This window comes from Variovorax sp. GW821-FHT06D12, assembly GCF_059419205.1.
Genome location: NZ_JBWKRI010000007.1, coordinates 298,630 through 312,167, shown reverse-complemented (window position 1 = coordinate 312,167; position 13,538 = coordinate 298,630). Strand labels below are relative to the sequence as shown.

The following is a 13,538-nucleotide window of genomic DNA, read 5'->3' as shown; positions in this document are numbered from 1 at the left end:
CATGGCCGACATCGACAAGACAAAACCGCTGGTCGAGCTGCGCGAGATCCGCAAGGCCTTCGGCGGCGTGAAGGCCGTGGACGGCGTGAGCATCAACCTCTACCCCGGCGAGGTGGTGGCGCTCCTGGGCCACAACGGCGCGGGCAAGTCCACGCTGATGAAGATGCTCGCGGGCGCCTACCCGATCGATTCGGGCGACACGCTCATCGCCGGCGAGAAGGTCCACATCCGCACGCCCGCCGAGGCGCAGGCCCAAGGCATCGAGACCATCTACCAGACGCTCGCGCTGGCCGACAACCTCGACTCGGTGGCGAACCTCTTTTTGGGCCGCGAGAAGATGACGGCGTGGAACACGCTGGACGACCACTTCATGGAAGTGCAGGCGCGCAAGGTGTTCCAGCGCCTGAACAAGAACTTCACCAACATCCGCATCCCGGTGCGGCGTCTGTCGGGCGGGCAGCGGCAGGTGGTGGCGATCTCGCGCGCGCTGTACTTCAACGCGCGCATCCTCATCATGGACGAGCCCTGCGCCGCGCTCGGCCCCGAAGAAACCGCGATGGTCGGGCGCCTGGTCAAGCAGCTGAAGGACGACGGCGTTGGCATCTTCCTGATCACGCACGACATGCCCGACGTGTTCTCGCTGAGCGACCGGCTCGCGGTGATGAAGAACGGCAAGCTCGTGGGCACCTACCGCACCGCCGACGTGACCGAGGACGAAGTGCTCGGGATGATCATCGCCGGCAAGCGGCCCGAGGGGCGGGAGCAGGCGCACCACGCGGCAACCGCGGCCACAGCAACGGCATGAAGACCATCGGCGACCAGCAGCTGCTCAAGCGCATGAACCGCAGCGTGCTGCTGCGGTTGCTGCGCGCGCAGCCGGGCTTGTCGCGCGCGCGGCTCGCGAGCGAAAGCGGGCTCACCAAGTCGACCGTGAGCCTGCTGGTGCGCGAGCTGCTCGATGAGGGCTGGCTCAGCGAATCGGGCGCCGCCGTGGCCGACGGGCTCGGGCGGCCGTCCACGCCGCTGCGGATCAACGTCGGCGTGCGCGCGCTGATGGGCGTGGAGATCGCCGTCGAAACGCTGCGCCTGGTGTGCGTCTCGCTGCAGGGCGAGGTGCTGCACGCGCAGGCCGAGCCGCTGGACGACGGTGAGCCCGCTCATGTGTGCGCGCAGCTCGCGCGCATGGCGGCGGCGGCGCACGCGCAGCTCGACGAGCGCGGCCTGCGCCTGTCGAGCATCGGCGTGTGCGTGCCTGGCGCGGTGGACGACTGCACGGGCGTCGTGCGCTTCGCGCCGAACCTCGGTTGGCGCAATGTGAGCCTGCTGCCCGCGCTCGAAAAGGCGCTGGCCGCGGCGGGTCTGCCGGGCGTCACCGTGCAGCTGCAGAACGACGCCGATGCCGCCGCGCTCGGCGAGTACGAGTTCGCCGCGGGCGAGGGCGAAGACCCGTTGATCTTCGTCAACAGCGACGTCGGCGTGGGCGCGGGCGTGGTGCTGAACGACCGCCTCTTCACCGGCGCGCAAGGCATGGCCGGCGAGATCGGTCACACCATCCTGCAGCTGGACGGGCCGCTGTGCTCGTGCGGCCGGCGCGGCTGCGCCGAGGCCTTCTTCGGTTCGCGCGTGCTGGCGCGCGAGGGCGCGGACATGGCGCGCGCCGCCGCGTTCTTCGGCGTGTTGCTGCAGAACCTGTGGGTCACCTTCAACCCGCGCGCGATCGTGCTCGGGGGCAAGGTCTGCGCGGAACACCCGGAGTTCGCGCAGGCGGCGTTCGAAGGTGTGAAGGGGCACGCGGAGCGTGCCGGCATGCCCGCGCCGGAACTGCGCACGGCGCGCTACGAAGCGCTTGCGCCTGCGGTGGGGGCGGCGGCGTTGGCGCTGCACGACTACCTGCGGCCGCTGCAGCCCGATGCGAAGGCGCGCCGCGCGCGGGCACTGGCGCGCGCCGGCGCCTGAACCTTCGCTGTCCGTCAGTCCGCTGCGCTGCTGTCGTCGTTGTGCCAGCCGCGCAGCCGCCGGTACAGCGTGCCGCGCGACACGCGCAGCTGCCGCGCCGCCTGCGACACGTTGCCGCCGTGCGCCGCGAGCGTGTCTTCGATCAGCTTGCGGCTGTGCTCGCGCAGGGTTTCGGTGGGTGGCGTCTCGCTGGCGGGTGCAAGCGCCACGGGCTGCTGCGCCTGCACGTCGATCGCCACGGGCGCATCGACCGGTGCGCTCGCCATCTCCGGCATCGCCACCGCATGCCGGAAGTCCGCGCCGTCCGCGCCCTTGAGCTGCGCCTGCATCCACACGCCGAGCCCGCTGGCCAGCCGCAGCGGCTGCGCGGCCTCGCGCCGGCCCAGCCGCAGCAGGCTCGCAAGGTCGTGGCCCAGCAGGCATTCCACGTCGCGGTCGTCGGGGGCCTCGGGCAGCCGCCCCAGCAGCCGCGCGCCGGCGTTGTTGAGCCACGCGATGGTGCCGTCGGGCGCGATGCCCGCGAGCGCCTCGAGCGGCGTGCCCAGCAGCGTGGGGCTGGCCTGGAAGCGCAGGATGAGGTGGTCGCGCGACTGCGCCTGCAGCAGCCGGTTCTCGATGATGGTGGCGTGCAGCGCCACCATCGAGGCCGCGTCGAAGCCGAAGCGCCGCGCTTCCACCGTGAGGTCGAGCACGCCCGCGAGCCGGCCGCTCACGTCGCGGATCGGCGCCGCGGCGCACTGCATGTGGCACAGCACGTCGTAGTAGTGCTCGGCGCCGTCCACGGTGCAGGCTTGCCCGGTGCTGGCCACGATGCCCGGCGCCGTGGTGCCCACGACGCGCTCGGAGATGTTCACGCCCAGGCGCGCGGTCTGGCGCAGCACGGGCTGGTGCGTGCCGGCGGGCTGGCTCGTGACGTGCACCACCACGCCGTCGCGGTCGGTGAGGATCACGCGGCAGTCGGTGCCCGCGAGCATGTGCTCCATCTGCACGAGCTCGTGCCGCGCCACGTCCAGCAGCTCGCGGTTGCGCGCCAGCGTGGTGTGCAGCCGGCTGGGCGTGACGGCGTCGAAGGCCACCACGCGCTGCCGGTCGGCGTGGGTGCGGCTGCAGCGCATCCACGACTGGATGACCGCCTCGCCGACCAGCCCCGAGGGGCGCACGCCTTCTTCGAAAAACTGCTGCCGCGCCAGCGCCACGCGCTGCGCCGGCGTGCTGGCAAAGAGTTGGCGCGGCGCATCCGCCGTGCCGAGCCTGTCGAGCGCCATGGGTTCGCCACCTCTTCCGGGTTCAGGGACCCTCTCGAATGTGTTCCGCAATGGAACAAGGCTTGATTGGGGAAATCCCGGGGGTGAAGGCCGATGCCGTGCGAACGATCCTTGGGGCAGAACGAAGAAGGAGACAGACCCCGATGAAGACGACAACGACACAGCCTCTTTCCGGGCGGCGCCTGCTTGCGGGCGCCTTGCTGTGCCTGGGCCTGGCGGCCCCGGCGCTGGCCCAGACGGCCGCCAGCCCGCAGGACCGCGCCGGCGCGGCCGCCAAGCGCGTCGACGGCAACTTCGTGCGCGCCAATGCGGCGAAGAAGACGCCCGACTGGCCCAGCTACGGGCTCGACTACGCCGAGTCGCGCTTCAGCAAACTCGACCAGGTCAACACCGGCAACGTGAAGCAGCTCGGGCTGGTCTGGTCGTACAACCTCGAATCGACGCGCGGCGTGGAAGCCACGCCGCTGGTGGTCGACGGCATCATGTACGTCACGGCCTCGTGGAGCATCGTGCATGCGATCGACACGCGCACCGGGCAGAAGATCTGGACCTTCGATCCGCAGGTCGACCGCACGAAGGGCTTCAGGGGCTGCTGCGACGTGGTCAACCGCGGCGTGGCGCTGTACGAGGGCCGCGTCTACGTGGCCGCCTACGACGGCCGGCTGATCGCGCTCGACGCCGCCACCGGCCAGAAGGTGTGGGAGAAGAACACCATCGAGGGCCAGAAGGGCAGCTACACCATCACCGGCGCGCCGCGCGTGTTCAAGGGCAAGGTCATCATCGGCAACGGCGGCGCCGAGTACGGCGTGCGCGGCTACGTCACCGCCTACGACGCGAAGACCGGCGACCAGAAGTGGCGCTGGTTCGTGGTGCCCGGCGACCCGAGCAAGCCCTTCGAGGACGAGTCGATGGCGCGCGCCGCCAAGACCTGGGACCCCAGCGGCAAGTACTGGGAAGCCGGCGGCGGCGGCACCGCGTGGGACAGCTTCGCCTTCGACCCCGAACTCAACCTGATGTACGTGGGCACCGGCAACGGCTCGCCCTGGGCGGCCAAGGCGCGCAGCCCCAAGGGCGGCGACAACCTGTACCTGGGCTCGGTGGTGGCGCTCGACCCCGACACCGGCAAGTACAAGTGGCACTACCAGGAGACGCCCGGCGACAACTGGGACTACACCTCGACCCAGTCGATGATCCTGGCCGACGTCAAGCTGAACGGCAAGGCGCGCAAGGTGCTGCTGCACGCGCCCAAGAACGGCTTCTTCTTCGTCATCGATCGCACCAACGGCAAGTTCATCTCGGCGAAGAACTTCGTCGCGGTCAACTGGGCCACGGGCTACGACAAGAACGGCCGGCCCATCGAGGTCCCCGCCGCGCGGCAGAACGAGAAGCCGGGCGACAGCATCCCGGGCCCGTTCGGCGCGCACAACTGGCACCCGATGTCCTACAACCCGCAGACCGGCCTGGCCTACCTGCCCGCCCAGCACGTGCCGATCAACCTGATGGACGACAAGGCCTGGAAGTTCGACGAGAACGCACCCGGGCGCCCGCATGCGGCGCTGGGCTGGAACCTGGGCAAGTTCGCCAACGTCGAGCCGCCCACGAGCAAGCCCTTCGGCCGCCTCGTGGCCTGGGACCCCATCAAGCAGAAGGAAGCCTGGGGCGTGGACTACGCCTCGCCGTGGAACGGTGGCACGCTGACCACCGCCGGTGACCTGGTGTTCCAGGGCACGGCCGACGGGCGCCTGGTGGCCTACCACGCCAAGACCGGCGAGAAGTTGTGGGAAACGCCCACCGGCACCGGCGTGGTGGCGGCGCCCGCGACCTACATGGTGGACGGCAAGCAGTACGTGTCGGTGGCCGTGGGCTGGGGCGGCGTGTACGGCCTGGCGCAGCGCGCCACCGAGCGCCAGGGCCCGGGCACGGTCTACACCTTCGCGGTCGGCGGCACGGCCAAGATGCCCGCGTTCGTCGAGTACCGCATGGCCAAGCTGGTGCAGGGCGTGAAGTACGACCCCGCCAAGGTCCAGGCCGGCACCATGCTGTACGTGAGCAACTGCGTGTTCTGCCACGGCGTGCCGGGCGTGGACCGCGGCGGCAACATCCCGAACCTGGGCTACCTCGACCCGGCCTACATCGAGAACCTCGACAAGTTCGTGCTCAAGGGCCCGGCCATGTCGCGCGGCATGCCCGACTTCACGGGCAAGCTCTCGGGCGACGACATCGAGAGCATCAAGGCCTTCATCCAGGGCACGGCGGACGCGATCCGGCCGAAGTAGAGGCATCGCGGACTCGAAAAGAAAAGGCGCCGTCGGCGCCTTTTCTTTTGGGGGATCAGGGCGGTCAGCCCGCCAGCCGCAGCTCGTGGATCAGCCCCGCCACGTTGCCCACCTGCAGCTTGTCGTAGATCGACTGGATGTGGTTGCGCACCGTGGCCGGCGAGCGGTTCAGGATGGCGGCCACTTCCTTGTGGGTGTCGCCGCGCGCCAGCAGTTCGGCGATGGTGTGCTCGCGCGGCGTGAGGCTGTCGGCGCGGCAGCGATGGCGGCACTTGAGGAACAGCAGGCGCTGCTCGACGCGGTGCGTGACCACGATCTCGCGCCCGTTGAAGCGCGCGTGGCCCTGCAGGAAGTGCTGCAGCAGCGCATCGGGCAGCGTGCGGCCGTGCCAGGCCGGCCACTCGGCCTTCAGCATCGCCTCGAACAGCCGGTCGGCGTGGTACAGCACGCCGCGCAGGTCGCCGATGGCCGAGCCGCCGGGCGACGCGCTGCCCGCTTCGAGGCGGTCCAGGTGCATCACGCGGTTCAGCGCCAGCGCCTGCATCACGTGCGGCGCGAGGCTGGCGAGCAGTTGCCGCTCTTCCTCCGTGCCGTGGGCTTCCGGGTCGGCGCGGAACAGGCTGAGCCAGTGGACGAAGCTCGTCTGCGGGTTCGAATCCGAGGTGATGAAGAAGTTGGCCTGCTCGAAGCGGCGGCCGTAGTCGCGCAGCTCGGCCTGGTCGTCGCGGCAGAACCACGCCTGCGCATTGAAGGCGAGCGTGGCGTTCGACTGCTTGGCCACCTCGCCGGCGGCCGTGTCCATGTGCTTGACCTGCTCGTAGGCCGTGACCATCTCGAGCGGCTGGTTGTGCAGGTGGATCGTGTGGATGTCGATGCCGTGGTCGGTGCGGGTGGCGGTGCCCCACATCGACGAGTCGAAGGGCAGCACGGGCTTGAGGAGGTCGAGCGCGGCGTCCTGGAAGGCGTCGATGGGCAGCTCGTGCGAGAGGCGGTACAGCCGCAACAGGAGGTCGCTGAAGTCGCGCGGGACACCGGCCGTGAAGGTCATGCGGGGAGTCTTCCAGCCCGGGCGCCGCATGCCCATCCCATGTTCCGGTGACGCGCGCGGGGCTCGGCCGCGCGGTTTCAAGAATGGTGCATTTGCATCATTTGATTTCCAAAAGCGAAAGCTATTGTTTGCAGCGCCCTCGGTTGCTGACCAGGCCCTTTCCCTTTTCGAGAGACCCACGATGCCCCACCCCACCTCCAGAATCCCCCACGCCCTGTCCCTTGCCACCCTGTTGATCCTCGGCGCCTGCGGCGGCGGTGGGGGTGGCGGAGGCGGCGGTGGCTTTGCATTCCCCGTCGGTACGGGCAACGGCGGCACGCCGCCCGCCGCCGAGTCGCCCGGCACGTTGAGCGGCACCGTGGCCACCGGCGCGGCCTTTGCCGGCGCCGCGCTCACCGTGTTCGACCAGACCGGCGCCAAGGTCTGCGAAGTGACCGTGCCGGCCGAAGGCACCTACAGCTGCGTGCTGCCCGCGGGCACCAAGGCGCCGTTGGTGATCCAGGCCGTGCGCGACGACCTCACGCTCTACAGCACCACCGCCAGCACCGCCACCGGCACCACCAACGTCACGCCGCTGACCACCGTGGTGGTGGCGCAGCTGTCGCCCAATGGCGACCCCGCCAAGCTCGCCGCCGCGGTGCAGGCCGACGCCGGCGCCGTCACACCGGGCGCCATCAGCGACCAGGTGGCCAAGCTCGTGGCCGCGCTCAAGCCGCTGCTGGACGCGCTCAACACCAGCATCGACCCGATGAGCGGCACCTTCCAGGCCAACGGCACGGGGCAGGACCGCGTGCTCGACACGCTGAACGTGTCAGTGCGCCCCGACGGCACGGCCGCCAACATCGAGATCACCGTCAAGGCGCAGCCCGCGAGCGAAGAGAGCGCGCCCGTGTCCATCGTCTTTCGCACCGGCGAGAGCAGCATCGCGCCGCTGCCCGCGGTCGATGCCGCGGCCCTCGTGCAGCCGCCCACGCCGGCGATGGTCAAGGACCTGCTGGACCGCCTCAACGCCTGCTACGCGCTGCCGCTGAACGAGCGCGTGGACAGCACCATCGGCTCCGACGGCAATGCCTTCGGCGAAGCCGCCAACGTGGTCGCGCCGGCCTGCCGCACGCTGTTCGTGGGCGACGACCCGGCCAGCTTCGTCGCGGCCGGCCTGCACATCGGCCGCGCGTCGAGCGGCCCGCGCCGGCCCTTCGAAAGCCTGTTCCGCTTCGGCCCCACGAACCTGAAGCACGACCGCGGCAACTTCGAATACTTCCACCCGGGCGGCGACATCGCGCTCACCTACCGCTGGACCGACAGCGTGGGCAACACCGACAACGACGTGTTCAACGCCAGGATCGTGAATGGCGCGCTCAAGCTCACCGGCAACAGCAACGCCTACCGGGCCGCCGTGCGTCCGCAGCAGGAGCTGAAGGACTTCCTCAAGCACGCGAACCTGAAGTACCACGCCGCGGGCTACAACGTGTCGGTGGACAACGTGCTCGACGGCAACGGCGACTCGATCTTCACGAAGGTGGTGGCCACCTCGTCGGCGCTGCCGGGCCGCGAGCTGGTCCTCGTGCCCCGGGCCGGGCTGACCACCCTGGTGCTCACCACCGACGGCACCGCCAACGGCGCGCTGAACTCCTCGCTGTGGCGCATGGCCGCACGCTATGTGGACCCGGCGCAAGGCGGCAACCCGAGCAGCGTCGAGCCCGGCAATCTCTTCGCAGCGCCGCAGTTCGACGACACGCAGCTGAGCGCCATTCCCGATCAGGCGGTCTGGAAGCTCGAGTTCTTCCTGGCGGCCGGCGGGACCAACCCGGTGCAGTACGTGCGCACCTTCTCGCGCGCGCCGACCCTCGCCGAGGCCGTGCAACTGCCGACCGTGGAAATGACGCCCGCCCTGCGCGCCGAGCTGATGCAGGAAATCGACGGCGTTCCGCGCGGCATCGTGTTCGGCGCGCCGGTGCCGTCCGACCCCAGTGCCAACAACATCGACTTCAGCGCCGAGGGCAACCAGGACGGCTGGGCCGTGCCCAGCGGCGCCTACGCGCCGACCACCTTCCTGGTGGCGGGCCGTGGCCCGAACAACAACCGCTTCACCGACTCGATCACCGTGCGCACCTCGGCGCGCAAGGCCGTCATCTACTGCCAGCCGGTGAACTCGCCGAGCGACAACCACTGCGTGAGCGTCGGCAACAACGCCTGGCAATACGCGCAGGGCTCGTCGGTCAGCAGCTTCATCTTCACGGCACGCACCGCGCGCCAGGTCGATGTGCGCAAGAACTTCGAGGCGTGGACCTACTCGCCTCCCTGATTCTTTTCCTGCTGTCACCGCATGAAAAAAGCCGCCGACCCGAAAGGGCCGGCGGCTTTTTCTTGAGAGGCCGAAAGGATCAGTCCGCGTACACGCCGGCGGCCTTGATGATCGGACCCCACTTGGCGATTTCAGCCGAGACGAACTTCTTGTGCTCGGCCGGCTCGACGCGCTTGTCGGTGGTGATCACGGCGCCCAGGCCTTCCTGGCGCTTGATGAAGGCCGGGTCCTTCATGGCGGCCTTGATGGCCTCGTTGACCTTCTTGAGCACCGGTGCGGGCGTGCCCTTGGGGGCGTACACGCCGTGCCAGATCGACACTTCGAAGCCCTTCAGGCCCGACTCGTCGAGCGTGGGCAGGTCTTTCAGCGCGGGCGTGCTCAGGCGCTTGCTGGTGGTCACGGCGTAGGCCTTGACCTTCTTGGCCTCGATCTGCGACGTGGTGTTGGTGGTCTGGTCGCACAGCAGGTCGATCTGGCCGCCCAGCAGGTCGGCGATGGCCGGCGCGGTGCCCTTGTACGGCACGGGCGTCATCTCGATCTTCAGCGCGCTCTGGAACAGCAGGCCGCACAGGTGCGAGGCAGCGCCCAGGCCGGCGTTGCCCAGGTTGATCTTGCCCTTGTTGGCATTGATCCAAGTCGTCAGTTCCTTGTAGTTGTTGGCGGGCAGGCCGGGCTTGCCGATGAGCGTCATCGGCACTTCATTGACCATGCCGAGGTATTCGAAGTCGTTCTCGACGTTGAACGGCAGCTTGCGGTACAGCGCCGGCATCGTCGACATGCCGATGTGGTTCAGCAGCAGCGTGTAGCCGTCGGGGTTGGCGCGCGCCACCTTGGCGGTGCCGATCGAGCTGCCGGCGCCGGCGGTGTTGTCCACGATGATCGTCGTGCCCAGCGTCTTCTGCAGCGATTCGGCCAGGTCGCGGGCCACGCGGTCGGTCGGGCCGCCGGCCGAGAAAGGCACCACCAGCGTCACGGGCTTGCCTGCGGGGAAATCCTGGGCGTGTGCGCCGACGGCGGCCGCGGCAATCGCCGCGAGGGCAAACAGTTTCTTCATGATGTCTCCGACGGAGTTTTTAAATGGAAAGGGTCGCGATCTTATCGGCTGACCGGGGGCTGACCCATACCGAATAGCCCTTAGGAATGTCACCGTTTTCGCCCCATGCTGGGGCATGATCACGCCCGTCCCGCGCACCCGCGCCGGGGTGACCACAACCACAAACAGGCCAGCCCGACGGGCGGCATCGAGGAGAAGAAACCAATGGATCCCTGGGTCTATCCGCGCGAGCGCTGGCTCGGCAAACTCACGCTCGTTCTGGGCCTGCTGGCCTGGGCACTGATCGTCGTCGGCACGCTGGGCATTGCGCTGCTGTACGTGCTGCTGGGCTTCATCGGCTACGTGTTCGCGCAGTCGGCGGTCATCGCCTGGATCAAGGGCACGGGCGTGAAGCTGTCGCCCCAGCAGCTGCCCGAGCTGCACGCGCGCTTTGTCGACTGCTGCACCCGCCTGGGCATCGCGCAGCCGCCCGAGGCCTACCTGCTGCACGGCGACGGCATGTTCAACGCCTTCGCCACGCGCTTCTTCGGCCGCAACTTCGTGGTGCTGCTGTCCGACGTGGTCGACGCCATGGAGGCGCAGCCCGACGGCATCCACTTCTACATGGGCCACGAGCTGGGCCACATCCGCCGCGGCCACCTCACGGGCCACATCTGGCGCGCGCCCGTGCTCTGGCTGCCGCTCCTGGGCGCGGCCTATGCGCGCGCCAAGGAATACACCTGCGACCTGCACGGCGCGGCCTGCTGCCGCGAGGTCGACTCGGCGCCGCGCGCGCTGGTGGCGCTGGCCGCCGGCGCGCAGCAGTGGCGCAACGTGAACCTGCAGCGCTACGCCGCCCAGTCGGCCGGTAACCGCGGCTTCTGGGGCTCGTTCCACGAACTCATCGGCGGCTACCCCTGGCTCACCAAGCGCGTCGCACGCGCCATCGACCCGGGCGCCAAGCTGCCCGAGCGCAATCCGGTGGCCTACCTGCTCGCGCTCTTCGTGCCGTATGCCGGCCGGGCCGGCGGCGGCGCGGCGGGTGTGCTGATCGTGGTGGCCGTCATCGGCGTCATGGCGGCTGCAGCCATCCCCGCCTACCAGGAGTACCAGACCCGCGCCGTCGTCGCGCAGGCCTGGTCCGAGGGCGCGCCGGTGCGCAACGCGCTCACGCGCCACTATGAAGAAAAGGCCGAGATCCCCGACACCCTGGCCGCTGTCGGCCAGCCGGAGAACCTGCCCAACGGCGCGACCCTCACGCTCGACCCCGACAGCATGGTGGTGGAGGTGGCCACGCCCAAGGGCACGCTGCGCATGGAGCCGTCGTCGACCGACCGGGGCATTGCGTGGCATTGCAGCGCGGGGGAGGGGTTGAAGGACAAGGCGTTGCCGGCGAGCTGCAAGAAGTAGCCGTTCACTGGCCTTGATGACGTCTCCCGCTTCCATCGCACACGCGTGGCGCCTGCCGCGCGACTTCGCGCTCATCACCGTGGCCGTCGAAGCGGCCATTGTTCTGGTCCACTTCGGCAGGCAGCTGTGGCCTGGCTCGGGGCACGAAGGCTATGACCTGGACGTGTGGGCAGGCATGGCGGCCAACCTCGCGATGGCCTGGGTGCTGGCAGCGTCGCTGGCCTGGAGCCATGCCCGCCAGGCACTGGAGGTGCGCGGCGCCGCGCGCCTGGCGCAGTTGCGCGGCCCGCGTGTGCGCCACGCCGGCGCTTATCTCATCGTGCGGGTGCTGGACTACTTCGTGCTGAGCCCGTGGCTCTACGGGCTGGAGCTGCTCTACATGCCCGGCGGCCGGCTGGTGCAACTGGCGATGCTGGTGCTGGGTGTGTGGCTGGCGACCTGGGTCGCGCTGAGGCAGGGCACTCAGGCATCGGCCGCGTCGTTCGATGCGGGCGATGCCGACGCCGTGGCGCCCGCGAGCGCATCGCCGGGTCGCGCCACGGTAGCGCTGTTGATCGCCGCCGTGTCCGCGTCGATCCAGATTTGGTGCGCGATGGTCACGGACCCGTGGCACGAGGCCATGAGGACCATGGACCGCGTGGCGCCCTTCCTGAGCTGGGTCGCGCCGCCGTTGTTGGTCTTTGCTCTGGCGTTCTGGGGCGCGTGGCTCGGCATCGGCCGTGGCCCGCTCCCCACACGGGTCCGGCCCTTCCGGGCCGTGGCCGCGTCGGTGCTGGCCTTTGTGCTGGTGCTGGCGGGCTGCGCTGCCGTCATCCTCGCGGGACTGGGGTTGCTGGAGCCGTCCCAGACCAGCATGGCCGGTGTCGGCGACCTGGTCATCCTGCTGGCCGCGCTCGTACCGCTCTACCCCTTGCTGACCGTGCTCCTCACGCGCTTCATTACGCGCCGCCTGTACCGCCCCTACTTGTAGCTGCGCGCGTCCTCGATCACCTTGCCGTCGTTCGGCAGGCTGCCCGGCGCCACCAGCTCGATGGTGCCGCGCAGCTTGGTCACTTCGCGCACCGCATCGGCAATGCGCGCGTCGAGCCCGGCCGGAGCGCCGGCGCATTCGAGCTTGAAGGTCATCTGGTCGTCGCCCATCTCGCCCGACACCACGAGCCGCGCGCGCACGATCTCGGGAAAGCGCCGCACGACCTCGGCGACCTGCGACGGATGCACGAACATGCCGCGCACCTTGGTGGTCTGGTCGGCGCGGCCGAGCCAGCCCTTGATGCGCTTGTTGGTGCGGCCCGTGGGGCAGGTGCCCGCGAGCACGGCCGAGAGATCGCCGGTGCCGAAGCGCACCAGCGGGTAGTCGGGGTTGAAGGTGGTGACGACGATCTCGCCCACCTCGCCGTCGGGCACCGGGTCGCCGGTGCCGGGGCGCACGATCTCGACCAGCACGCCCTCGTCGATCACCAGGCCCTGGCGCGCGCTGGTTTCGTAGGCGATGAGGCCCAGGTCGGCGGTCGCGTAGCACTGGATGCCCTGCACGCCGTGCGCAGCGATCCAGTCGTGCAGGCTGGGCGGAAAGGCCTCGCCGGACACGAGCGCCTTGGTGAACCACGGCAGCTTCTGGCCTTTTTCTTCGGCCTTCTCCAGCAGGATCTTCAGGAAGCTCGGCGTGCCCGCGTAGCCGTCGGGCTTGAGGTCGACGATGGCTTCGAGCTGCTGCTCGGTCTGGCCCGTGCCGCCCGCGAAGATGGTGCAGCCCATGGCATGCGCGCCGCTTTCCATGATGGAGCCGGCCGGCGTCATGTGGTAGCTGAAGCTGTTGTGGATCAGCTCGCCGCTGCGAAAGCCCGCCGCATGCAGCGCCCGCGCGGTGCGCCAGTAGTCGCGTGCCTCGCCCTCGGGTTCGTAGATGGTGCCGGGGCTCGCGAAGATGCGCGGCATGCGCGGCCCGCGCACGATCGACGCAAAACCGCCGAAGGGGTCGTCGGCGCGGCGTGCCTTCTGCAGCTCGAGCAGTTCCGACTTGCGGGTGACAGGCAGCTTCGCGAGCGCTTCGCGCGAGGTGACGTCGGCGGGCTTCACGCCGTCGAGGATCTTCGTGAAGGCGGACGTTGCAGTCTGTGCCTGGGCGATCTGCTTGGGCAGCGCGGCCAGCAGGTCACGTTCGCGTTCGGCGGGGTCGCGGATTTCCAGTTGGTCGTAGTGGTCGTTCATGTCCGTACCCTTCGTCTATCGATTCGGTCGCTCTGGG

Annotated in this window: 10 protein-coding genes; 6 read left to right on the top strand and 4 right to left on the bottom strand. The window is 69.5% G+C overall.

Annotation, left to right across the window (positions count from 1 at the left end; genetic code table 11):
• Position 1: 1 nt before the first annotated feature.
• Together AC07SQ_RS22690 and AC07SQ_RS22685 are read left to right on the top strand one after the other, a co-directional pair.
• Entirely contained in the window at positions 2-805 is an 804-nt protein-coding gene (locus AC07SQ_RS22690) for an ATP-binding cassette domain-containing protein (RefSeq protein ID WP_307695117.1), read from the top strand.
• Complete coding sequence (locus tag AC07SQ_RS22685) at positions 802-1,956, top strand: ROK family transcriptional regulator (protein WP_495272890.1); 1,155 nt, start codon at positions 802-804, stop codon at positions 1,954-1,956. The genes AC07SQ_RS22690 and AC07SQ_RS22685 overlap by 4 nt, the downstream gene beginning before the upstream one ends.
• Positions 1,957-1,970: 14 nt before the next feature.
• Here the strand turns inward: AC07SQ_RS22685 and AC07SQ_RS22680 are convergent, their stop codons facing one another.
• Positions 1,971-3,221, bottom strand: a complete 1,251-nt coding sequence (locus AC07SQ_RS22680) for a helix-turn-helix domain-containing protein (RefSeq protein ID WP_495272889.1) — start codon at positions 3,219-3,221, stop codon at positions 1,971-1,973.
• Between the two features lie 143 nt (positions 3,222-3,364).
• Here AC07SQ_RS22680 and AC07SQ_RS22675 point away from each other — a divergent pair, with 143 nt between their 5' ends.
• Positions 3,365-5,497: a PQQ-dependent dehydrogenase, methanol/ethanol family gene (locus AC07SQ_RS22675; protein WP_062473911.1), complete on the top strand. Its 2,133-nt coding sequence runs from the start codon at positions 3,365-3,367 to the stop codon at positions 5,495-5,497.
• A gap of 64 nt (positions 5,498-5,561) precedes the next feature.
• On the opposite strand, the gene AC07SQ_RS22670 is transcribed toward AC07SQ_RS22675, so the two are convergent.
• Positions 5,562-6,545, bottom strand: a complete 984-nt coding sequence (locus AC07SQ_RS22670; RefSeq protein WP_062473909.1) for a helix-turn-helix transcriptional regulator — start codon at positions 6,543-6,545, stop codon at positions 5,562-5,564.
• Positions 6,546-6,726: 181 nt separating this feature from the next.
• Between AC07SQ_RS22670 and AC07SQ_RS22665 the strand changes: the two genes are divergently transcribed.
• On the top strand, positions 6,727-8,850 hold the full coding sequence (locus tag AC07SQ_RS22665) for a carboxypeptidase regulatory-like domain-containing protein (protein WP_495272888.1): 2,124 nt from the start codon (positions 6,727-6,729) through the stop codon (positions 8,848-8,850).
• A gap of 79 nt (positions 8,851-8,929) precedes the next feature.
• Here the strand turns inward: AC07SQ_RS22665 and AC07SQ_RS22660 are convergent, their stop codons facing one another.
• Complete coding sequence (locus AC07SQ_RS22660) at positions 8,930-9,904, bottom strand: tripartite tricarboxylate transporter substrate-binding protein (protein ID WP_070062994.1); 975 nt, start codon at positions 9,902-9,904, stop codon at positions 8,930-8,932.
• Positions 9,905-10,108: 204 nt separating this feature from the next.
• Between AC07SQ_RS22660 and AC07SQ_RS22655 the strand changes: the two genes are divergently transcribed.
• Positions 10,109-11,293, top strand: a complete 1,185-nt coding sequence (locus AC07SQ_RS22655; RefSeq protein ID WP_495272887.1) for a M48 family metalloprotease — start codon at positions 10,109-10,111, stop codon at positions 11,291-11,293.
• A 16-nt stretch (positions 11,294-11,309) separates the two neighbouring features.
• On the top strand, positions 11,310-12,263 hold the full coding sequence (locus tag AC07SQ_RS22650) for a hypothetical protein (protein ID WP_495272886.1): 954 nt from the start codon (positions 11,310-11,312) through the stop codon (positions 12,261-12,263).
• On the opposite strand, the gene AC07SQ_RS22645 is transcribed toward AC07SQ_RS22650, so the two are convergent.
• The gene (locus tag AC07SQ_RS22645) at positions 12,254-13,501 is read right to left on the bottom strand and encodes a phenylacetate--CoA ligase family protein (protein ID WP_495272885.1); all 1,248 of its coding nucleotides are present in this window, start codon (positions 13,499-13,501) and stop codon (positions 12,254-12,256) included. The two genes, AC07SQ_RS22650 and AC07SQ_RS22645, sit on opposite strands and share 10 nt — an antisense overlap.
• Positions 13,502-13,538 lie beyond the last annotated feature (37 nt).

Excerpts from the sequence above, each read along its gene's own strand:
- AC07SQ_RS22650 (WP_495272886.1), top strand. The coding sequence starts at position 11,310 with ATGACGTCTCCCGCTTCCATCGCACACGCGTGGCGCCTGCCGCGCGAC.
- AC07SQ_RS22670 (WP_062473909.1), bottom strand. The coding sequence starts at position 6,545 with ATGACCTTCACGGCCGGTGTCCCGCGCGACTTCAGCGACCTCCTGTTG.
- AC07SQ_RS22655 (WP_495272887.1), top strand. The coding sequence starts at position 10,109 with ATGGATCCCTGGGTCTATCCGCGCGAGCGCTGGCTCGGCAAACTCACG.
- AC07SQ_RS22675 (WP_062473911.1), top strand. The coding sequence starts at position 3,365 with ATGAAGACGACAACGACACAGCCTCTTTCCGGGCGGCGCCTGCTTGCG.
- AC07SQ_RS22690 (WP_307695117.1), top strand. The coding sequence starts at position 2 with ATGGCCGACATCGACAAGACAAAACCGCTGGTCGAGCTGCGCGAGATC.
- AC07SQ_RS22645 (WP_495272885.1), bottom strand. The coding sequence starts at position 13,501 with ATGAACGACCACTACGACCAACTGGAAATCCGCGACCCCGCCGAACGC.
- AC07SQ_RS22660 (WP_070062994.1), bottom strand. The coding sequence starts at position 9,904 with ATGAAGAAACTGTTTGCCCTCGCGGCGATTGCCGCGGCCGCCGTCGGC.
- AC07SQ_RS22685 (WP_495272890.1), top strand. The coding sequence starts at position 802 with ATGAAGACCATCGGCGACCAGCAGCTGCTCAAGCGCATGAACCGCAGC.
- AC07SQ_RS22680 (WP_495272889.1), bottom strand. The coding sequence starts at position 3,221 with ATGGCGCTCGACAGGCTCGGCACGGCGGATGCGCCGCGCCAACTCTTT.
- AC07SQ_RS22665 (WP_495272888.1), top strand. The coding sequence starts at position 6,727 with ATGCCCCACCCCACCTCCAGAATCCCCCACGCCCTGTCCCTTGCCACC.